General features: G+C 44.7%; 17 protein-coding genes. 13 read left to right on the forward strand and 4 right to left on the reverse strand.

What is annotated here, in order from left to right; translation table 11 throughout:
* Positions 1-343 precede the first annotated feature (343 nt).
* From AC060N_RS19025 to AC060N_RS19040, 4 genes are all read left to right on the forward strand, one after another.
* A complete protein-coding gene (locus AC060N_RS19025; RefSeq protein WP_479525097.1) occupies positions 344-2,272 on the forward strand; it encodes a methylmalonyl-CoA mutase family protein in 1,929 nt (642 codons plus the stop codon).
* Between the two features lie 71 nt (positions 2,273-2,343).
* Positions 2,344-4,500 (forward strand): methylmalonyl-CoA mutase, encoded by a 2,157-nt coding sequence (gene scpA / locus AC060N_RS19030; protein ID WP_479525098.1) that lies wholly within the window; start codon positions 2,344-2,346, stop codon positions 4,498-4,500.
* Between the two features lie 354 nt (positions 4,501-4,854).
* Entirely contained in the window at positions 4,855-6,138 is a 1,284-nt protein-coding gene (locus AC060N_RS19035) for a DUF2202 domain-containing protein (RefSeq protein ID WP_479525099.1), read from the forward strand.
* Positions 6,139-6,354: 216 nt separating this feature from the next.
* The gene (locus AC060N_RS19040; protein ID WP_463236270.1) at positions 6,355-6,744 is read left to right on the forward strand and encodes a DUF302 domain-containing protein; all 390 of its coding nucleotides are present in this window, start codon (positions 6,355-6,357) and stop codon (positions 6,742-6,744) included.
* A gap of 69 nt (positions 6,745-6,813) precedes the next feature.
* On the opposite strand, the gene AC060N_RS19045 is transcribed toward AC060N_RS19040, so the two are convergent.
* Both AC060N_RS19045 and AC060N_RS19050 read right to left on the reverse strand, forming a co-directional pair.
* Positions 6,814-7,989 carry a S8 family serine peptidase gene (locus AC060N_RS19045; protein ID WP_479525100.1) on the reverse strand — a complete coding sequence of 392 codons (1,176 nt, stop codon included), beginning with the start codon at positions 7,987-7,989 and terminating at the stop codon, positions 6,814-6,816.
* A 184-nt stretch (positions 7,990-8,173) separates the two neighbouring features.
* On the reverse strand, positions 8,174-9,610 hold the full coding sequence (locus tag AC060N_RS19050) for a hypothetical protein (RefSeq protein WP_479525101.1): 1,437 nt from the start codon (positions 9,608-9,610) through the stop codon (positions 8,174-8,176).
* Between the two features lie 275 nt (positions 9,611-9,885).
* Between AC060N_RS19050 and AC060N_RS19055 the strand changes: the two genes are divergently transcribed.
* From AC060N_RS19055 to AC060N_RS19090, 8 genes are all read left to right on the forward strand, one after another.
* Entirely contained in the window at positions 9,886-10,569 is a 684-nt protein-coding gene (locus tag AC060N_RS19055; RefSeq protein ID WP_479525102.1) for a response regulator transcription factor, read from the forward strand.
* A 248-nt stretch (positions 10,570-10,817) separates the two neighbouring features.
* The gene (locus AC060N_RS19060) at positions 10,818-11,060 is read left to right on the forward strand and encodes a PqqD family protein (protein ID WP_479525103.1); all 243 of its coding nucleotides are present in this window, start codon (positions 10,818-10,820) and stop codon (positions 11,058-11,060) included.
* A gap of 33 nt (positions 11,061-11,093) precedes the next feature.
* Positions 11,094-12,140, forward strand: coding sequence for an ATP-grasp domain-containing protein (locus tag AC060N_RS19065; RefSeq protein ID WP_479525104.1), 1,047 nt, complete (start codon positions 11,094-11,096; stop codon positions 12,138-12,140).
* Between the two features lie 30 nt (positions 12,141-12,170).
* The gene (locus tag AC060N_RS19070; RefSeq protein WP_479525105.1) at positions 12,171-13,517 is read left to right on the forward strand and encodes an alanine racemase; all 1,347 of its coding nucleotides are present in this window, start codon (positions 12,171-12,173) and stop codon (positions 13,515-13,517) included.
* Position 13,518: 1 nt separating this feature from the next.
* Positions 13,519-15,729, forward strand: coding sequence for an urea transporter (locus AC060N_RS19075; RefSeq protein WP_479525106.1), 2,211 nt, complete (start codon positions 13,519-13,521; stop codon positions 15,727-15,729).
* On the forward strand, positions 15,711-17,048 hold the full coding sequence (locus AC060N_RS19080) for a hypothetical protein (protein WP_479525107.1): 1,338 nt from the start codon (positions 15,711-15,713) through the stop codon (positions 17,046-17,048). Before AC060N_RS19075 ends, AC060N_RS19080 begins: the two co-directional genes overlap by 19 nt.
* Positions 17,036-17,659, forward strand: coding sequence for a tetratricopeptide repeat protein (locus AC060N_RS19085; protein WP_479525108.1), 624 nt, complete (start codon positions 17,036-17,038; stop codon positions 17,657-17,659). Before AC060N_RS19080 ends, AC060N_RS19085 begins: the two co-directional genes overlap by 13 nt.
* 855 nt (positions 17,660-18,514) lie before the next feature.
* Complete coding sequence (locus AC060N_RS19090) at positions 18,515-19,522, forward strand: sugar phosphate isomerase/epimerase family protein (protein ID WP_479525109.1); 1,008 nt, start codon at positions 18,515-18,517, stop codon at positions 19,520-19,522.
* A gap of 55 nt (positions 19,523-19,577) precedes the next feature.
* On the opposite strand, the gene AC060N_RS19095 is transcribed toward AC060N_RS19090, so the two are convergent.
* Positions 19,578-20,417 (reverse strand): MBL fold metallo-hydrolase, encoded by an 840-nt coding sequence (locus AC060N_RS19095; RefSeq protein WP_479525110.1) that lies wholly within the window; start codon positions 20,415-20,417, stop codon positions 19,578-19,580.
* Between the two features lie 68 nt (positions 20,418-20,485).
* On the opposite strand from AC060N_RS19095, the gene AC060N_RS19100 reads away from it, so the two are divergent.
* On the forward strand, positions 20,486-21,850 hold the full coding sequence (locus tag AC060N_RS19100; RefSeq protein ID WP_479525111.1) for a UDP-N-acetylmuramate--L-alanine ligase: 1,365 nt from the start codon (positions 20,486-20,488) through the stop codon (positions 21,848-21,850).
* Positions 21,851-21,885: 35 nt separating this feature from the next.
* On the opposite strand, the gene AC060N_RS19105 is transcribed toward AC060N_RS19100, so the two are convergent.
* Positions 21,886-22,692 (reverse strand): hypothetical protein, encoded by an 807-nt coding sequence (locus AC060N_RS19105; protein WP_479525112.1) that lies wholly within the window; start codon positions 22,690-22,692, stop codon positions 21,886-21,888.
* Positions 22,693-22,837: the final 145 nt, after the last annotated feature.

The raw sequence follows: 22,837 nt of genomic DNA on the forward strand, positions 1-22,837 counted from the left end.
AAAATAAAAGGTGGCAGAATGGCTTCTGTCACCTTTTAATCAAACAACTAATATTACCCTAAATGTCAGTTTAAATAACTGACAACCAAAACCATTTAACTTTGCAATTGATCAAAATAAACCCCAAAAACAAACTAAAAAATACGCAAAGTTATTAGTTGATACGGAGCTCAATCAAGATAGTTACATTGTCATAAATAATTTTCTCTTCAGTAACCTCTCCCCCTTCCAAATCCAAACTCATGATTATTATCAAATTCAGTAAAAAAGCGTAGATTTTTTAGAAACAACTAGTATAAAACCTTTAACTTTGGCCACGATTTTTCTAAACAGTTACATTGTTATGGCAGAGAAAGATATAAACCTGTTTAAAGATTTTCCACCTGTATCAACCAAAGAATGGGTTGAGAAAATCAATACCGACCTGAAGGGGAAGGATTATGAGAGAGCCCTTGTTTGGCGCACCAACGAAGGGTTTAACGTTCAACCGTTCTACCGCCAGGAAAACCTGGAGGACAAAGGATATCTCAACGCGCTTCCCGGCAGTTATCCTTACGTGCGTGGAAACAGAAAGCAAAATAACGACTGGTTCATTCGACAGGATATTCAGGTAACCGACCTGGCTGCAGCCAACGCTAAAGCATTGACGATTCTGAATAAGGGAGTGAATTCGCTCGGATTCGTTATTGCTGATGGCAAGGTCATCTCTGATTCCGATCTGGATGTTTTACTGAAAGATATTTGTCTCGAAGCAGCTGAAATCAACTTTGTTGTTTCGGGCCATGTGCCACAGTTAGCTGAAGCTTTTATCGCTCATACGAAAAAAAGAGGTTATGACCCGAAGACGGTCAATGCTTCTATCAACTATGATGCGCTAAGCGAACTGGTGCTGAAAGGCAAAATGCCGGCATCGGACACTGATACTTTCACTACCGTGAAGAAAGCGGTGGACGCGGCGGCTGAAATGCCCAATCTGCAAGTCATTGCAATCGACGGAAAGAACTTCAACAACGCAGGTTCTTCCTGCGTTCAGGAACTGGCTTTCTCACTGGCTATGGGTGCTGAATACCTGAGCCAGCTGACTGAGTTGGGAATGAACGCAGGAGTGGCAGCACCGAAAATTCGTTTCAATCTCGGTATTGGCGGAAACTACTTCATGGAGCTGGCCAAACTGCGTGCCGGTCGCCTGCTTTGGGCTCAGATTGTTTCGGCTTACAAACCCGAATGCCAATGTGACGAAACCTGTGATTGCGAAGGAGAATGCAAAGATGGTATTTGCCGTTGTGCCGGTAAGATGAAGGTTCACTCCGAAACATCTGTCTGGAACAAAACCGTTTATGACGCCTACGTCAATATGTTGCGGACCCAGACCGAAGCCATGTCAGCTGCGCTGGGCGGAACCGATTCAATGACTGTTCTTCCGTTCAATTCGTTTTTCGAAGAAACCAGCGAGTTTTCTGAACGAATTGCCCGCAACCAACAGATTCTGTTAAAAGAAGAATCACACCTCGATAAGATTGTTGACCCGGGTGCTGGTTCTTATTATATTGAGTCACTCACCGACTCCATTGCTGAAGAAGCCTGGAAACTCTTCCTGGAAGTTCAGGAAAAAGGTGGCTTCCTGGCTGCCTTCCGTGCCGGCTTCGTGCAGGAACGTGTCAACGAAATGGCTGACAAACGCCGCAAAGCGGTCGCTATTCGGAAAGAAAGCCTGTTGGGGGTTAACCAATTCCCGAACTTCAGCGAGCAAGCGAAGATTGAATTCAACGCAAACTTTTTCGAGCCTGTTTGCCAAAAAGTTGACGGCGCCGAAGCAGAGCCAATTTGCCTGTTCCGTGGTGCCGACGAGTTTGAAAAACTGCGTTACGCAACTGATGTTTTCGCGAAAGCCAATAAACGTCCAAAAGCATTTATGCTCACCATCGGTAACCTGGCGATGCGCAAAGCCCGCGCACAGTTCTCGTCCAATTTCTTCGCCATTGCTGGTTACGAAGTTGTCGACAACAACGGCTTTGCCAGTGTTGAAGCTGGTGTGAACGCTGCTAAAGAAGCCAACGCCGATATTATCGTGCTTTGCTCATCGGATGATGAATACATCGAATTCGGACCTCAGGCTTACGAGTTGATTAAAGATGATGCGATTTTCGTAATTGCCGGAGCACCGGCTTGCGCCGAAGACCTGAAGGCCAAAGGCATTGAAAATTTCGTTCATGTGAAAACCAACTTACTGGAAGCACTGAAGGATTACAATAAAAAACTGGGAATTAATTAAGGGATGAGCAAAAGATGATTTCCGGTTTCCCGGAAGGCAACGATGATTCATCACTAAAAAATACTCAAGCAATGAAACCGAATTTTAAAGACATCAATATAAAAGGTTCTAAAGCCACCTGCACAGAAAGTGAGAAAGAGTGGGCCGAAAAGAACCACATTTCAAAAGATTGGGTAACACCGGAGCAGATTCCCGTGAAACCGGTGTACACCAAAGCCGATCTGGAAGGCATGGAACACCTGAACTACGCCGCTGGTCTGCCGCCATTTTTGCGGGGTCCCTACTCGGCCATGTACGCCATGCGCCCCTGGACCATTCGCCAGTACGCCGGATTCTCCACTGCAGAGGAATCAAACGCGTTCTATCGCCGCAACCTGGCTGCCGGACAAAAAGGTTTGTCGGTTGCATTCGACCTGGCAACGCACCGTGGTTACGACTCAGACCATCCTCGCGTAGTAGGTGACGTTGGTAAAGCCGGTGTTGCCATCGACTCGATTCTGGATATGAAAATCCTGTTCGACGAAATTCCGCTCGACAAAATGTCTGTTTCGATGACCATGAACGGAGCCGTACTCCCGATTATGGCCTTCTACATTGTGACCGGACTAGAACAGGGTGCGACACTGGAGCAACTTTCAGGAACCATCCAGAACGATATTCTGAAAGAATTCATGGTACGGAATACTTACATCTATCCGCCGGAGTTCTCGATGAAAATCATCGCCGACATTTTCGAGTTTACTTCGAAGAACATGCCGAAGTTCAACTCCATCTCCATTTCGGGATACCACATGCAGGAAGCCGGTGCAACTGCCGACATCGAAATGGCGTACACGCTGGCTGACGGTTTGGATTATATCCGTACCGGGATGAAAGCGGGTCTGGACGTGGATGCATTCGCTCCTCGCCTCTCGTTCTTCTGGGCTATCGGAATGAACCACTTCATGGAAATTGCCAAGATGCGTGCAGCCCGTATGCTCTGGGCCAAAATCGTGAAGAAATTCGGTCCGAAGAACCCGAAATCGATGGCACTGCGCACACACTCGCAAACTTCAGGTTGGTCATTGACTGAACAGGATCCGTTTAACAACGTTGGCCGTACAGCAATCGAGGCTATGGCTGCTGCACTGGGACACACCCAGTCGCTGCACACCAACGCACTCGACGAAGCAATCGCACTGCCGACTGATTTCTCGGCTCGTATCGCTCGTAACACGCAGCTTTACATTCAGCAGGAAACCGAAATTTGCCGTTCACTCGATCCATGGGCCGGTTCTTACTACGTGGAATCGTTGACCAAAGAATTGGCCGACAAAGCGTGGAAGCTGATTGAAGAGGTAGAAGAGCTTGGCGGTATGGCGAAAGCCATCGAAACCGGCGTTCCGAAAATGCGCATCGAAGAGGCTGCTGCCCGTGCACAGGGACGTATCGACTCAGGAACTCAGACCATCGTTGGTGTGAACCGTTACAAACTCGACAAGCAGGATCCGATTGACATTCTGGAAATTGACAATACCGCTGTTCGGAAATCGCAACTTGCCCGTTTGGAAAAACTGCGTGCCGCACGAAACGAGGATGAAGTGAAAGCTTCGCTGGAAGCTATTACCCGTTGTGCGGAAACCGGAAAAGGAAACTTGCTGGAACTCGCCATCGATGCGGCGAAAAAGCGTGCAACTTTGGGAGAAATTTCCTATGCTTGTGAAAAAGTTGTCGGACGTTACAAAGCAGTAATCAGAACCATTTCAGGAGTGTATTCATCAGAAGCTAAAAACGATAAAGAGTTCGGTGAGGCTCGCAGTCTTGTCGAAAAATTTGCAGAGAAAGAAGGACGCCAACCGCGTATCATGATTGCCAAAATGGGACAGGACGGCCACGACCGCGGTGCCAAAGTGGTAGCGACCGGTTATGCCGACCTCGGTTTCGACGTGGATATGGGACCGTTGTTCCAGACTCCGGAAGAAGCTGCCAAGCAAGCCGTCGAAAACGATGTGCATGTGCTGGGAGTATCTTCGCTGGCTGCCGGGCATAAAACACTGGTGCCTGCCGTCATCGAGGAACTGAAGAAACTGGGCCGCGAAGACATCATGGTGATTGCCGGTGGAGTAATTCCTTCACAGGACTACCAGTACCTTTACGATGCTGGTGTCGTGGCCATCTTTGGCCCCGGAACTTCTGTTACCACAGCTGGTAAGAAAATCATGGAAATCCTGCTGGCTGCACAGGAATAGAATTCATTCATTTACGATAATTGAAGACCCTGGCTACGGCCGGGGTTTTCTTTTTTTGCAATAAGCATATTCCTTTTTACGATAAGAAATTGTAATTTAGTTGTCTAAACCAGACCATACGATTTTTCGGCAAACAACTGCTTCCCCAACCAGACTAAAGTATCACCATCCATCTTCCTCAACTGTTTAAAGTGATTCTCATTTCTTTTTTATCCCGATAAAAGAGAGAAGAATCATGTATTCCTATTTGCAGATAAATGGTCTTTACAATTCGGCTGACTGTTTATCTACGCTACATTTCAGACCCAACCTCATTCCTCAACAAAAAATTAACCTTTAAAAAAGTCTGTTTCCATGAAAAAGTATCTATTGTCCTTCATCAGCTACCTGCTGTTGATAGGCTTATTCATTCCTTCCTGTACACAAGACAGCTCAATAACGGATGGCCCGGAGAAGTCAAAGGAAGGAGCAATGATGACCGCACAGTTGAACGAAGATCTGGAAGTTTGGGAGGTGGATCTGCTTACGTTGGCCAAAACGGAAAAACTCGCTCACGATCTGTACAGCGATTTAAGCACGTTGTTTCCCGACAATCCGGTTTTTGAACATACTGCAGCGAGCGAACTGGTACACTGGACACGTATCAGCGATCTGATTGCAACCTACGACAATCTCGATGACCCAACCCGCGATGGTGATGGCGTTGCCTATGGTCCCGGTGTCTTCGATGATGAAAATGATGACTTCACAACAGTTTATAGTAGTAAGCTTGACTTTGCAGGCGACGATGTGACCAAGACATTCAAGGTTGGGTATCTCATCGAGTGTCTCGAAATCCTGAATGTCTCCAAGGCCACAACTTCTGCTACTGACGCTGCTATTTCCGAGGCGTTGGCTGTTTACAGCTGTTTGGAGACTGCCGAGCCACATCACCTGAAAGCGTACAACTGGAACCTCCTGAAAGTAGGAGTCGAATATAATTGGGAGCTGATAGCTGACGATTTTGGAGACTTCTTTTCAGAAGAAGATTTAACAATTCTGGATCCCGTTGTAACGGATATTCTGGAAGATCAAACCGCTCCTGGAAATGGTGGAGGTGGAACCTGTCCGGGATGTGGCTTAGGACCTTATACCAACGATTGTCCATGCGGACTCGGTCCCTGCGGAACGGGTGGAACCGCCACGACAACACTGTCCGAAGCCGAGCTGAATGACTTGATATACCTTGTAAAATTGGAGAAAATGGCCTACGACGTATACACTACGTTAGGTCAAACCTATTCAACGATGCCCATCCTGGGGAATATTTCCAAAGCAGAATACCGGCACTGGAAAGTTCTTCAGAACCTATTTGTCAAGTATAGTGAAACTGACCCGACAAAAGACGGAGACGTTGATCTTGGTATCGGTTTATATAATGATGATGATATGACTGATTCCTACAATGAAACCATCGATTTCGGAGCTCAGTCACTGCTTCAGGCAATGGAAACCGGAGTTATCATTGAGCAACTCGAACTTGACTCGCTCAACAATGCACTAGGAAGAACAACTCTTCCCGATTTGACAACCATATACACCAACTTTATCAACGCCGATGGCGCTCATCTGGATGCCTTCGAAAAGCATACAGATTAAGTATTACTATTTAAGGTTCACTTTAATTTCCATGGCAAACGGGGCTGTGCATCGGGCATGGCCTCGTTTCTTTTATATTCATAAACCCCAAAAACAACCAACTATTTCAGATATGTACATTTTTCAATATTTTTGATATTTATTCTATCCATTTATAAGGAAAAACTAAACAGTTTTTCAAATTACTTGTTAGTAACAACAAAAAGGAGATATACTATGGAATTTTATCTGGCGAAAACATTAAATGATACCTCATTTGAAACAGCTTTGGACAAAGTCACATCGGCCTTGAAAGACCAGGGTTTTGGTGTAATTACCGAAATTGATGTGAAAGATACGCTGAAAAAGAAGATTGATGTGGACTTCAGAAAATACAAAATTCTGGGAGCCTGCAATCCGGCTTTAGCGCACCAGGCACTTGAAAGCAACGACAAGATTGGAATTATGCTTCCATGCAACGTGGTTGTGCAGGAAACTCCGGAAGGAAAAATTGAAGTCTCAACGGTAAATCCGATGGAAGCGATGAAACCTGTTGCAACACCGGAACTGGAGAAGTTCGCCGGTGAAGTGACACAACATCTCCAATCTGTACTGGACGTATTGTAATCTATAGATAACTTTAGTCTTTCCATTAATGATAAAGGCCGCAAATTGCGGCCTTTATCTATTTTTAGGTTATTGAATTCCTATTGGATCGGGATTGCCATCCGGATCTCCGGTAACAGCTCCATCGGCAACCGGGTGACCGTTGGTCATCAACAAAATACCGGCCATGTGGGGTGCCGCCATCGAGGTTCCACTCATCGTGGTGTAACCTCCGCCTTTGTATGTTGAAAATACACTAACACCCGGCTCGCAATAATCCACGTGCGTACCATAGTTGGAGAAATAAGCCCACGCATCCTGGTCATCGCATGCTGAAATTGTAAACAGGTTGACCCCTTCGGCTCGTGCCGGTGAGTGATATTCTGCATCATCAGATTCGTTTCCAGCTGCCAATGCAACATAAACTCCACTGGCGCCCAATGCCTCAACAGCCAAATCAATCGGTTCGTAGATAGAACCTCCCAAGCTCAAATTAGCTGCGTCACCAGGCGAAGCATTGCTGGTAACATAATCAATTCCGGCAATAATCTGGGAATAAGCTCCCGAGCCTCTCCTATCAAGCACTTTAACAGGAACAACTGTCGCACCGGCTGCTACACCAACAACACCAATATCGTTGTTCAACGCAGCAATAATTCCCGCACAATGACTTCCGTGCCCGTTGTCGTCATCAGCGGTAGTCGTACGAGTAACAAAAGTCTGGGCTCTACTTACGTCAACCAGCAAGTCCGGATGGTCATAATCGATTCCGGTATCAATTACCCAAGCTGTTTTCCCGGTACCGTCACCAGTCCCAACTCGGGCAATCCCATAAGGTACCATTTGAGCAGGAGGAGTGGGATCGACAACCGGTGGTTTTCCGCGTAGAATAAACATTCGATCCGGGTAGATCTTTTCAATATTCGGATTATTCCTCAATTGACTTAACTCACTCTCACTTAAATCAGCAGCAAAACCTTTTACAGCTGTGCCATAAACCTGCAGAAATGGTCTTTGATTTAAATCTCTTTCCGGAAGAAAGGCTTTGGCCGTTTCTTTAACGGCAGCCTGGCGACCTTCGTACGTTAAAGAGGCAGTTTTTAAGTTAACAACTCCGGACTTAAGGACAACAATATATTGTCCCGGAATTACTTGTCCGCTTTGAATTGTTTGATTGTCTTCTGGGGATAGTGAGCTCTCGTTTTTCTCACAACTAACCCAAAGCAATACCAGCAACGCTGATACGATTAATTTCATCATTTTCATAAATAGAGGTTTTAAATGTTAATTAATCCAGCAGAGTCATTCTTGGTCACTTATAAATATAATAAATTTATATTAAAAAAGCAGGCAGCGTTTTCGGCTTAACGCTACCTGCTTTGGGGCTAGTATTAGGTCAGTTCAAGCTAAGTCTGCTTCCGTTACAGAAGTGATTAAAGTCGTTATATATTTATCGGCGACCGCGACGACCTCCGCCTCTTGAGCCTGTTGAACCCGTCGATCCTGACCCGGAATCATCTGTACTCAATTCCTCATCGTCACCTTTTCCGGGTGGACGATTGCCATGAGACTCTTCCTCAGCGGTATAAGAGAACGGAGATGCAGAACGATCGACACTCGGCATCTGCCAAACCATAAACTCTTCATTTCCATGAACAAGTTCAAGTGCTTGTACATAGTCATCAGCCTGATTGGTAAATCCTACCATTCTTTTCTTAACCGGACTGTCGATGGTGTACCGATAAGTGCCCAACAGAACATCCAGTTCCGATGCGTTGCCCTTCAGAATTTTGTGAATAGTATAGGTTCCCAGATCTCTGTAGGTCCACGGGTCTGTTGAATCGTCAATGGTACGAATGGTGACGAACGTTTTCCAGAATTTTTGCCGGGTATACATGAACGCGGACAAGTCGATATACTTCTTCACAACAGTTTCCTGATTCTTGTTCGTTTTGTTCAATGTTTTAACGTTTTTCGTTATAACCGGATAGAAACACTCGTCACCGGGAATACCCATAAACTCGTTCAAATAGCAAATTTCGTCGATTGTCAGAAATCCGGTTTTATCAGAGCCAGCACCAACACAAGCGGCACATACATTAGCAACGAACAGTTGCTTTTCTTCCAGTGTCATGAATTCAACTCCTTTTTCACTCTGACTCCAGTCGCTGATGTTATCCAGCCGGCCTTTCATTTTGAAGTTGTCCACCAGAAAACTCAGTCTGCCATCAAATCCGTTGGTAAGTAATTCTTTATAAATGGCTAAGTTTTCAAGGGGAGAATCGATGGGCTTGTCTTCAATTTCCTGAGCAAGAGCGGCATCAGTTCGAACCATGAACAAACGACCACAATAGTCCCGAATTACCTCGGATACTGTTCCGTCGCCGAAGTTCTTAATCACTTCTTCCAACCTACGATCAAGCACTTCGGGACCCGAACGAATCAGGTTGAGACGTCCCATCTCAATTTCCTGAACGTTTTCGCCAACAACTTCATAAACTCCACCTTCATCATCATACAGCAGAGGCACATCATCCCATTCCGGGAAACCGCCTCCTTCCGGAACAATTACATCACCTTCTGGAGTAGTAATACTGGCAGTCAGATAAGGAATCGTTACATCGATGAATCCTTCTTTTAGTTCATCTTGAAACTCCACGGAATATGGTAATGGGTAGAGTTTCGGTACACCTCTGTTATCACGCTGGATAACCCACAAGTCGCCATACAGATCGCTGGGATCAACAGTATTCTTTTTTCCTTTTTTCAGAACCAACCCAGCCTCATCTTGTGGTTCGTCAAGGAATGATTGCTGGCATGCAGGTAGCAAAAGCCCAATTGCAAGAGACAGCAATAGCATCCGGTTCATTCGTTTTAGGTTTTTCATAGCAAGAATTTTTAAGAATTAGTGTCTGCGGAGGATTTAGGTGGGGGGTATGCTGCAAACGCAGACAGGGTTGTTAGTTTGTTTTTATTAAATTTACATATTATCACCCGTTGAAGACAATCGCCTTAATGTGCATTTTATATTGCCCAAATGTGTAGCTACTTGTGCACATCCATTTGCATGGACTAAACACTTGAGGATTTGACGTAAACAATTGTTGAGTTCTATTGCCTTTCTGTTTAAATCGCTGTAAATTAGATTATGAATATTTGCTTATGAAAACGCAGATTTTGCTCATAGGATATCATCAACGAATTTTAGCCGATGCCCTGAGTGCGGTATTTAATAATATTAAAGATTTTGCGCTCGCAGGTGTCGTTCCGATTGGTGATGAGCTATTGGATAAAATCAGAGTGTACGAAGCTGATATTCTTGTTCTTGAGTTTAACTCTCTGTCGTTTTTGAATTTGGATTACATCAAAAAGATACGCCTGTTAAACCACAACTTAAAAATCCTCATTTTATCAGACCTTGTATCACGAGGTCTGCTGGAGAAGTGGCTTCCCGAGATTGATGGCTATATGTTAAAATCATGCTCTGCTGAAGAATTCATTTTTGCCATCCGCAAAGTTTCTGCATCAGAAAAATATCTTTGCTCGAAGGTGGCCACTTCTCTTTTTAAACAAGAGCAACAGTCCAAGGATGAAATCATACTCACCGAACGCGAGCGCGAGATTCTTGTGTTGATGCTGATGATGGAGAACAACCATCAAATTGCTGAAAAGCTAAACATTAGCGAATCGACAGTAAGAACACATCGCAAAAATATTCGTCATAAGTTCGGAACGTCCAATCAGATTCAGATTTTAACTTATGCTTGCCGGGAACGTTTGCTCCCCGATAGTAAACATCCTATTTGTACCAACTGTCGCATTCATTGCGCACCTGCACTTGCTTGATTTTCTACAGAAAAGCTGTCCTCATTTAGTGAGTCTTATACTTCCCCCGAGGACTTCCTCAAAATAAAATTGATAATTCACGTTAGGGTAAATCCTGTTTTACGCGGTATTCATGTAAACAGAAACAGGAGTTCCGGAGAAATTTATTTACCAGCTGGTATAATCAACTGATTCAGCGTAAATTTATTATAGCACGTAGATTTATCACTGCTACTCCTGATTCCAAACCTCATATTAAACGAAATGATATGCGAATAAAAAGAAGCGTCGCTGTTAGTGAAAACGGATTTGTTTTCGACAGCTCAACTGGTGATTCTTTCAACCTAAATGGCATAGGACGGGAAATTGTGGAGATGATGAAAAATGGTTTAGAGCAATCGGATATCACCAAAAAAATTATTGAGCGGTACGAAGTTGAACCAGCCATTTTTGAGCAAAACCTGACGGATTTTCAATCTATGCTCAGACAATTCAATCTGTTGGAAGAATAACCTCTGCAATGTCAATCCCCTGAAACGTCTTCTATGTCTAAGAAAAAAATAACAATCGCCATTACCGGATTGAACAATACCGATAATCCGGGACCTGGAGTGCCATTCATCCGCGCCATCAGAGAATCGGACCGGTTTGATGCCACAGTCATTGGACTGGCCTACGAAAACCTGGAGCCGGGCATCTATATGAATGGTATTACCGACAAAACCTACCTGATCCCCTACCCATCATCCGGTTCGGAACAATTGCTGGCACGCATTGAACAGATACACAGGAAGAATCCAATTGATGTCCTGATTCCGAATTTCGATGCCGAACTTTTCACTTTTATCAAGAATGAAAGTTGGTTGCGGAAAAGAGGTATCAAAACCTTCCTTCCAGGAATGGAAAGCTTCATGGAGCGCTCGAAAGATAACCTTAGCTCATTTGGTAAAAAGTACGATTTCAAAGTACCGAAAAGCTTACCGCTGACTGGGGCACACCAGGTTGATCTACTTTTCGAGGAACTGGATTTTCCGGTATTCGTGAAAGGTAAATTTTACGATGCCTACAAAGCCTGGGATAAACACGAAGTGAATACCCTGTTCCATAAAATAAGTGCCAAATGGGGACTTCCGGTTATGGTGCAGGAATTTGTGGAAGGTACCGAAGTTAACGTCATTGCGCTGGGCGACGGCAAAGGAAATACAATTGGAGCTGTCCCGATGCGGAAAACCTATATAACCGACAAGGGAAAAGCGTGGGGCGGCATTACCATCGACGATGAGAAAATGCTTTCGCTCACCTACGATATCATCAGAAAAACCAAATGGCGGGGCGGAATGGAGCTGGAGATGATCCGGACCCGGGACAACGAATACTACATCATCGAAATCAACCCAAGGCTACCCGCCTGGCTCTATCTCTCGGTAGCAGCCGGTCAGAATCTTCCGGAAGCAATGGTCCGACTCGCGTTAGATGAAAAAGTTGAGCCGTTTCATGCTTTCAAAACCGGTAAAATGTTCATCCGCTATTCATACGATTTGATTGGTGATATCTCACTTTTCGAGAGCATTACAGTAAAAGGCGAATTATAAATTCAATAACTTCTGAAAAACAATAAAGCTATGGCAAAGTTAGCCTACGAAAGACCCATCATCAACCGGATTAGTGCCGGTATCCCTGATAAATTTGGCATGCAAAGTCGCATTCGCCCCATCCCGCAAATCGAGGGCTTGTCTGTCGAAGAATTAATGAAGAAATACGGCTCCCCATTATTTGTACTTTCCGAAAAAACCATTCGGGACACATATCGTAGTGCCTTGAAAGCGTTCGAGACGCGTTATCCGTCCGTACAATTTGCATGGTCGTACAAAACCAACTACCTCGACAGCGTATGCCGGATCTTTCACCAGGAAGGTTCATGGGCCGAAGTAGTTTCGCGCTTTGAGTACGAAAAAGCGCTGGCCAACGGTGTGCCGGGAAATCAAATCATCTTCAACGGACCGCACAAAACCCGCGAAGATTTGGAGGTTGCGATTGAAAATGACTCGCTGATTCACATCGACCACTTCGACGAACTGTACACACTGCTGGAAATTGCCGGGAAATCGGCGACCAAACCCAAAGTGGCTATTCGGGTGAACATGGATACCGGAATTTATCCTCGCTGGGAACGGTTCGGGTTTAACTACGAAAACGGTGAAGCATGGGACGCACTCAACCGAATCATGCTGAGTGGGAAACTCGACCTGGTTGGACTTCATACCCACATCGGAACATACATCCTGGCGCCTTCTGCCTATGGAATGGCAGCCAACAAACTCGCTCAACTGGCCATCAACCTGGCCCGGAAATACAACCACCACGTTCATTACATTGATATGGGAGGCGGATTTGCATCGAAGAACACCCTGAAAGGAGCGTATCTTCCGGGTACGGACACCTGCCCAACATTCGATGAATATGCCGATGCCATCACCAGCGCTCTGATCAATTCAGAAATTGAACCAGACCATATGCCAACCCTTTTCCTGGAAACAGGGAGAGCGTTAATTGATGACGCGGGATATCTGTTGGGAACAGTGATTGCCAACAAACGACTTCCTGACGGGCGCAGGGCAACGGTAGTCGATGCCGGTGTTAATCTCCTGTTTACCTCCTTCTGGTACGACCACCAGGTTGTACCGGCGGTCATTTCGTCACAACACACCGAGAATACGACTATTTACGGACCTCTTTGCATGAATATCGACATACTGCGCGATGCCGTTATGTTTCCGCTGCTGAGACCCGGGGAACGAATTGTTATCCCACGTGTTGGTGCCTACAATATGACCCAGTGGCTGCAGTTCATCACTTATCGGCCCAATATTGTCCTGATTGATACGGAGCAACGCGTACATGTCATTCGCGAACAGGAGAACCAAAACACATTCCAAACATCTGAACGTATTCCGCAATATCTAAAATAATATGACCGAAAATGAGCACATCGTTCTGGCTTCCATTCCACGAAGCTATGCCCAGGTATTCTTCTCCAATTACTCATTCCTGGGATGGCTGTTACTCGGAATCAGTTTCATCGACTGGGTAGCCGGAACCTGTGGCCTGATTGCCGTTGTCACAGCTAACACGATTGCCTGGCTTTTAGGTTATTCTACCCAAATGGTTAACCAGGGAATGTACGGCTTCAACGCGTTGCTGGTTGGCCTGGGAACCGGACTTGGTTTCCAGCCCGGCTGGGAACTCTTTTCGATTACCATTTTTGCCGCTGTGTTTACCCTGTTTCTCACATTGGCTTTGGAGGGTATTTTGTATAAATACAATCTTCCCTACCTCAGCCTTCCATTCATGTTCGGGATGTGGATGGTCATGCTTGCTTCGCGGGATTTTCAATCGTTGGGCCTAAGTGAAAGGGGCATTTACACAGCCAACGAGTTGTTCACCCTTGGCGGAAAAACGCTGGTCGACCTCTATTATTCAATTGCACACATCGACTGGCCGCCGGCTCTTCGCACCTATTTATTATCGCTTGGCGCGATATTTTTTCAAACCAATTTGCTGGCCGGAATCCTGATTGCCATTGGACTATTGCTTTTCTCACGAATTGCATTTACCCTTTCAGTCCTGGGATTCAGCATCGCGTGGGGTTTTTACCAGCTTACAGGTGCCAACATTCACGAATTGACTTACACGTACATAGGGTTCAACTATATCCTGACCGCAATTGCCATTGGTGGTATTTTCCTGGTCCCTTCATTTAAAAGCTACCTATGGACAGCCATTTTGCTTCCCGTGGTGGTTATGCTGACATTGAGTCTCGGGAAAGTTTTTCTGTCATTTGGGCTTTCGGTTTATTCACTGCCCTTCAATATTGTCGTCATCACATTTGTGTATGTCTTAAAACTTCGGCTGGAGCCGGAAAAAGGCCCGGTAGAAGTTACTTTGCAGGAAAATTCGCCGGAACGAAATCTATACCACCACATCGGCACTAAACAACGGTTTGCTAACCGATTTTATCTTCCAGTATCACTTCCATTCTTTGGAGAATGGACCGTTTCTCAAGGGCACTCGGGCGAATACACGCACAAAGACGAATGGAAGCATGCCTGGGACTTCGTTATTACTGATGAAGAAGATAAACAGTATAAAGGGGATGGTGATTGGGTTACCGATTATTATTGCTTTGGGAAAGCTGTAGCCTCTCCGGGCGATGGAACGGTTGCCGAATTGGTCGATGGCGTTCCTGATAATAAAATTGGCGATGTCAATACTCATCAAAACTGGGGAAATACAGTCGTTATCAAGCACAGCGATTATCTCTATTCCAAGTTATCGCACCTGAAGGAAGGCAGCATTAAGGTAAAGAAAGGCGAATTTGTCAAACAGGGACAGACCATCGGTGAAGCCGGCAATTCGGGACGTTCCCCCTATCCCCACCTGCACATGCAGTTTCAGGTATTACCGAATATTGGAGCTCCGACACTTTCGTATCCATTCGGTCAATATATTCTGAATAACGGTGATGCGAAAGAATTAAAATCGTTCGCTATTCCCCGTAAAGATGAAAAAATCGCCAGCATCCGAAAAACCAAGCTGATTGAAGAGGCAATGCATTTCATACCGGGAGAACATCTTCAATTCCGAATCCTGAAAAACGAAATCCCCGCATTTCGTCGACTTCCTGAAAAATCCAAGTGGATTGTGGATACTACTTCCCGGAATGAATCGCGATTGATTTCTGAAACGGAACAAGCAACTGCCTGGATTTACAACGACGGACAAGTGCATTATTTCAGTCACTTTCAGGGCAAAAACAAATCGTTGCTTTACCTGTTTTTCCTCGGATTATTCAAGGTTCAATCAGGTTTCTATGCCGATCTGAAAATTCAGGACAGCATCCCAGCGAACCTGGTTTTCCCCAAAAGCTGGATGTTCTTTCATGACTTCACAGCTCCATTCTTCCGGTTTCTTCATGCCGACTTTTCGTTGCAGTATTCTTGCATCGATAACCCCACAATGCCGGGCCAAATTGAGCTGACTTCCATTGTGGACAAGAAAATATTCAAGCGACAGCTTAGTCGAATGACATTCAAAACAGAAATAGGTCCAACCGGAATTAAAAAGATCACGGTCGAAGAAAACGACAAAATACTGATTGCCTTATGCGAAGAGCCATCTTAATTATCCTGCTACTCGTGCCTTTCGTTTCCATGGCACAGAAGAAGTTAACCCCGGCAGGGGTGGATAAGGAAACTTATGCCTTTTACCTAAATGGTGAATGGAGAAAATTGATTCAATTATCAAAAGAAGCCCACAAAGAAGATATTGACTTTTTCTATCTGAATACCCGAACGGCAATTGCATACTATAACCTGGGACACTACAGAAAGTCAATTCCCATTTTCGAAAACGCATTGAATGAACTCAAAGGGGACACCATTCTTTTGGAGTACCTGTACTACGCCTACCTGTTTTCGGGAAGAGGCCAGGATGCGGTATTCCTGACAAGGGAATTCCCGGAGTCGCTGAAGAAGAGGCTCGATGCACATCCCAAAGCCGTCAGAAGTTTTTTCGTTGAATCTGGTATCGGTAATAACATGGATTATACCAACATCACCACCATGTCGCGAAACAGAAATTCCAGCGTCTATGATGCGAACTACTATCCCAAGAACCAATATTACATCACAACTGGCTTTTCTCACGACCTGGGACCGGGAGTGCGCTACACCCAGGCTTATACTTACATCGGGATTAATGAAGCACAGCACATCCGTGAAATGGGAAATACATCCAATGAATCAATGCACACAACGGTTCAGAATCAGTACTACGGTGCATTGGATTTTAACCTGGGTGAGGGATTTCATCTCGTCCCTTCTCTCAACTTATTGTGGGGAAAATACAGTTACAACGCCTTATCCTACGATGTAAACGACGTAGCAACTTACGACCTTGTGAACGGTAATTTCAGTGATTACTCTCTTTACCTGGGGCTGTTCAAAAATTTTACATACCTCAGTACGGAATTGAGTGGAAGTTATGCCAATCTTTTAGGCATCGATTGCACACAGCTTAATGGGCAATTGACTATCTATCCCTTGGCAAACCTCAACTTTTACCTGGTTTCCACACTCTCTTTAAAGCAACAAAAGCTGGCTTCAGCCGACTATTCTGACAACAATATCGTATTCAATCAGAAAATCGGCTTTAAGACCGGACCGTTCTGGCTGGAAGGGTATTATACCAGCGGTTCCATGGAGTTTCTTTCAGAAGCCGCCAACTATGTCATCTGGAACACTCCTTACGTCATCGATTCCAGGTGGGGAGCCAATCTGATCATCCCAATTCACCAAAACCGGTTACAACTTGTATTCCGCTACTACTCAATAAAGGAAAAGGGTTACCTGTTGTCTTACCAGGACACAGAAAATTATCAATATGAAGAATACAATTTCACAAATCAGAATTTCTCAGGAGGACTGACATGGAATTTCTAGTAAAAACAACAATTGCAGTAGCTTTCCTGCTGTCATTTCAAACAGCAAAAGCTCAACCGGATTTCAATACAGTGATGACTGCATTTGAAAAGAGTTATACCTACGAGAAGCAAAATGACTTCAACCAGGCGATACAGGCACTAAAGAAAGTTTATTCGGATGATTCGTACGAAATCAGTCTGAGGCTGGGCTGGTTGAATTACCTGCAAGGTAATTTCACGGAGTCGGCTGCCCATTACCGCCACGCGGTCGAATTGAAACCTTATTCCGAAGAAGCAAGAATGGGGCTCGTTCTCCCACTTTCAGCCTCCGGGAAATGGGATGAAGTCGTCGATTTGTACAACAAAATACTGGAAAACAATCCCAAGAACACAAAAGTTAACTACCGGATGGGATTAATTTATTACAACAGGAAGCAGTTTGAGAAAGCTTTTCCCTACCTTAAAACAGTGGTCGACCTCTACCCGTTCGATTACGACGGTCTCCTGATGTTGGCTTGGACACACTTCAGCCTGGGCCAAACCCGGGAAGCCAAAGTTCTTTTTCAAAAATGTCTGCTCTTCAAACCCGGCGATCCATCCGCCAGCGACGGCTTATCGCGAATTCCCTGAAAAAAAATAACGGGTTGCGGCAATAAAAAAAACCGTAACCCGTTTTTATTCCATAAAGGAGCCCATTCCCCTATGCTCCTAACCCCAACAAGCACGTAACAGGAAATGGGCTTTCTAACCTCCCCCCAGAGGTACCTTTTACTTAAGTTCCGCGTGATGGGACTTAAGTTTTTTTTTCTCAAAAATCTCCTACAATAATCCTAAAACCTTGCTCCTGAATCCAGGAGCAAAAAAAATAATTCTACCAAACAAACTATAAATGTTCTCTCAAAACGAGAGCAAAAAATTCAAAATCAAAAAAAACGAATAATTAACTGTTTTTAATTCATTTATCCCTCCAGCATAACTGTCTTATATCTGTGCTTCCACATACCGTCGTTTTCAAATGATGAACCACTGTATCGGGGGAGACGTTAGGAAAGTCATACACGTTAAGGGGTTTTATCATTCTAACAGTTAAGTTGATTATAAATTTACGAACTAATCGCTCTTAATGTCAATTAAATTTTAACTTTTTTATCAAAATGTTTAAAATTCAGGTTTTACAGCATTTTCAGGGCTTCCAAGCCAAATTATTTTACAAAGCTGTGTTAAACAATTCGACAACATAATTGACATAATATTTCAAAGAACGGCATTTTTTAGCATATATTCTTCAAGTGATTGCTTAAAAGCCCCATAATATGAGGCTTTACGCCAAATTATTAAAATTCTGTTTCGGTTTTCTCTCTTTTCTATCAATATCCCCGGCTTTTTAAGCAAAATCCAACTGTACCTACTGAATATCAGCGTATCAATTTCCATTTTGTTGGTCAATTTTATATATTGAAACGAAATCATACTAATAACCAAGCTATGCAAAATCACATTTCCAGAAGAGAATTCTTAAGAAACACGGCTCTGGCTTCTGCCGGAGTCGCTATTGCCGGGTCATCCCTGGCTTCTGTACCGGGCAACAAACGGCTTTTCAAGCTATCTGTTGCTGAATGGTCTGTTAATCCCCTCATCTTCGGCGATGCGCGCAAAGATGGTTGGGAAAAGTTCATGCAACTACTCAAAAACGATTTTGGAGCTATCGAGAAGGCTGCTCCCATGAAAAATATCGATTTCCCGAAGTTCATCAGAGAAGTTGGAGGCGAAGGTGCTGAGTACGTCAATACCTGCATGTACGATAAAGCAAAGAACACAAAGTATTTGAATGAATTGAACAACGTTTGCCGCGGAGAAGGAATTACCAACGTACTCATCATGGTTGATGCCGAAGGAATGGTGGGCGCACCGGAGAAAAAGGATCGCCTGCAAACCCTCGAAAACCATAAAAAATGGGTTGATGCAGCAGCTCAGATGGGATGTCATTCTATCAGGGTGAATGCCGGCTCGCAAGGTTCTTACGAAGAACAACAGAAACTCGCATCGGACGGACTTCATCTCCTCTGTGAATACGGCGATAAGGCTGGTATCAATATTCTGGTAGAAAACCACGGCGGATTTTCCAGCAACGGTAAATGGCTTAGCAAAGTGATGGAAATGGTCGACCATCCTCGAGTCGGTACCCTACCGGATTTCGGTAATTTCCGTACCAGCTACGAACCGGAGGAATGGTACGACCGTTACTTAGGAATGAAAGAATTAATGCCTTATGCTAAAGGGGTATCTGCCAAATCGCAGGAGTTTGACGAAAATGGCGAAGAGATTCATTCGGACTTTCACCGGATCATGCGCATCGTGATGGAGGCTGGCTATCGTGGATTTGTCGGTATTGAATACGAAGGCGAACAATTGAGTCCTAAAGAGGGTGTATTGGCCACCAAGCGACTGCTGGAAAAATGCCGCGACGAACTGGCAAAAGATTTCAAAGCCTGATATAAAAAAGAGGTCACTTAAAAAGCGGCCTCTTTTCTTTTATGTTTCGGGGATTTTATAATTCACTCAATTGGAATGTTCGCTTCAACGCTGTCCCTTTTTTCCCGGCTTCCAGCTCAGCACACTCGCTATAAGCGTCATGTTCGAAAAACAACACATAATCTTCTTCCAGGGCTGTTTTCATGAATTCCGCTTTCTCTTCCATGGTCGTTACCGGGAATAAATCGTAACCGGCCAGCCAGCCTACCGGGATGTTGGCGGTAACAGGAATCAAATCTGCAGTGAAAACAACCTTTCGGCCTTTGTACTCAATTACCGGAATCAATTGTCCGGGCGTGTGGCCGTCTACTACAATGTAATGAAATCCGGGAATCAGATCGCCTTCCTCCTTAATCAACTGCAACTTGCCACTGTCACGCAAGGTTTCCAGGTCTGTTGAAAAGTAGGCATTCCCGTCACGGATGTTTGGATTCCAGGCTTTCTCCCACTGACTTTCCGAAACCCAATGTGTCGCATTTTTAAACACCAGCTCCGGTGTTGTTCCGTCTTCACCAAACTGAACGGCCCCTCCGCAATGGTCCCAATGCAAATGGGTAAAAAACATATCGGTAATCTCATCCGGATGAAAACCGGCTGCTTTCAATGAACCAACCAGGGTTTCATCGCCATGAAGGCCATTGTTTTTCTTGTACTTTTCATCGTATTTACCGCCGGCTCCGGCATCAATCAGAATTTTCCGATCGCCGTCAACCACCAGCAAACATCTCATCGCTCCCTTGCAAAGATTATTTTCGTCCGATGGGTAATGCTTACTCCACAACACCTTCGGAACAACACCAAACAGGGCGCCGCCATCAGCCATGAAATAACCTGCATGAATTGGATAAAGCTTCATATACTGAAATTTTGTGATTCGGATTTTGTTACTTTTAACCGCAAAATTGGCAAAAAGTTACCGAAACCATGAATATTCATTTCATCGCCATTGGCGGAGCTGCTATGCATAACCTGGCTATTACCCTAAAACAAAAAGGCTACCGGGTAACCGGATCAGACGACGAAATATTTGAGCCCTCTAAAAGCCGCTTGGAACAACACGATTTGTTACCCGACGCATTTGGGTGGGATGCCAACCGAATCACATCTGAATTGGATGCAGTCATCCTGGGAATGCATGCCCGCGAAGACAACCCGGAGTTGACAAAAGCAAAAGAGCTGGGCGTAAAAATCTATTCGTACCCGGAATTCCTTTACGAACAAACCAAAAACAAAACCCGCGTCGTCATCGGCGGAAGCCATGGGAAAACCACCATCACGTCGATGATTATGCACGTACTGAAAGAGAATAACGTCGATTTTGATTACATGGTCGGTGCACAAATCGAAGGTTTTGACACGATGGTTAGGCTCAGCGACTCCGCAAAGATTGCCGTATTCGAAGGTGATGAATACCTATCATCGCCCATCGACCGGCGCCCGAAATTTCATTTGTATCAGCCACAAATCGGGCTCCTCTCGGGGATTGCCTGGGACCACATTAACGTCTTCCCGACGTTCGACAACTATGTGGATCAATTCAGGGAATTTGCGCGGCTGATGCCGGACAATGGTCACCTGATTTATTTCGATGGCGACGAAAACCTGAGGAAAATTGCTGACGAAAACGCATCCCGGTTGAAGGTAACTGGTTACAAAGAACACACCGCCAATGTAAAAAACGGAGAAACGCGATTAGTTACCGCTGATGGAGAACAGATCGAACTGAATATTTTCGGAAAACACAATTTGCAAAATATCAGCGGTGCACACATTATTTGTCAGCAATTGGGCGTATCGGATGAAGATTTTTACCGGACGATTTCCTCTTTCAGCGGAGCTGCCCGTCGTCTGGAAAAACTGGCAGAAACCAACAGCATGACCATTTTCCGCGATTTTGCCCATTCACCATCGAAGCTGAAGGCAACAGTGGAAGCGGTGAAGCAACAATTTCCCGACAGGAAATTAACGGCTGTCATGGAATTACACACGTTCAGTAGCCTGAAGAAAGAATTTCTTCCGCTCTATAAAGATTCGATGGAAAAAGCCGACGAGGCATTCGTCTATTTTAGTCCGCATACCATAGAGCATAAAAAACTTGAGCCTATCACGACAGACCAAGTCAAAGAGGCTTTCGGGCGCGACGATCTGCAGGTATTTACGGATTCAGATGCACTGTTTTCAGTATTGGAGAGTTTGCCGCACAACCACCACAACCTGCTGCTGATGAGTTCAGGGACCTTTTCGGGAAAAGATTTACCCGGCTTTGCTCAGTCGTTAGTTGAAGAATAAAAAAAACGGGGAACGTTCATTCCCCGTCTCTGCTTTTAGTTGGTCTCTTTCACTTTTGCTTCAAGCGATTTGATTTGCTTATCCAGCTTGTTCTTTGCTTTCAGCACCAGCGATAAATCGTATGCATTTTTGACAGCTTCCTTATCGAAGGTTTCCAGAACGATGTAATAATACCGTTTCCCGAGAAAGACAGCTTTCAGCTTCAGGTCGGTATGCTCGGCAATAAATTTAATCACATCGTCGCTTTTCCCATTCTTATACGAAACCTGCTCCCACTTCTTATCCAGAAATTCACTGTGATGATTGTTGACATCGTTCAAAGGGACAGTATCGGTTCGGGCATTTAACTTGCCGTCATAAACCCGGATTGCCACATGATTAAGCCATTTATCTCCGTAGTAATTACTCGATAGATATATCCGTCCACTGGCATCAAGGTGCACCTGGATAAATGACCGGTCCCAGCTCCGATTAACAGATTGTCTTTTCGGAACATATTGCATGTATTGATCGAACTCGCCTTTTTTTGTTGTGAAATTCTTTGACAACACGTTAATCTGCTCATTCAGTGAATCGCGCTGAGCCCTGAGTGACACCAATTCGGCAACGAAGATGCGCTTCTTCATTTCACCGGCCTGTTTTATCTGGGCAACCGCTTCGGGATACGATTTCGCTATGGAATCAAGGCTCTGAACAGCCTTCACCGTATCGCCCTGCGAAAGCAATGTTTCCGCCCTGTTTATCTGTTGGGCCGCTTTCTCTGATGGAGACGGTCCACATGAAACAAATAACACCGACATCAATCCAAGAAAAAATACTGCACTGCTATATACTCGTTTCATACCTCGAAATTTTTCCTAAAAATACAATTTCTGCTCGACTCAAAATGAAATTTTCAAAATCGGATGTGACAAGCTCAAATAATTCTGGCTACATTTGGAAGCATAAAGAACGAATTGGGATTCATTGCCGGATAATACTCCGGTT

The sequence above is a fragment of the Prolixibacter sp. DSM 2831 genome (assembly GCF_056493735.1).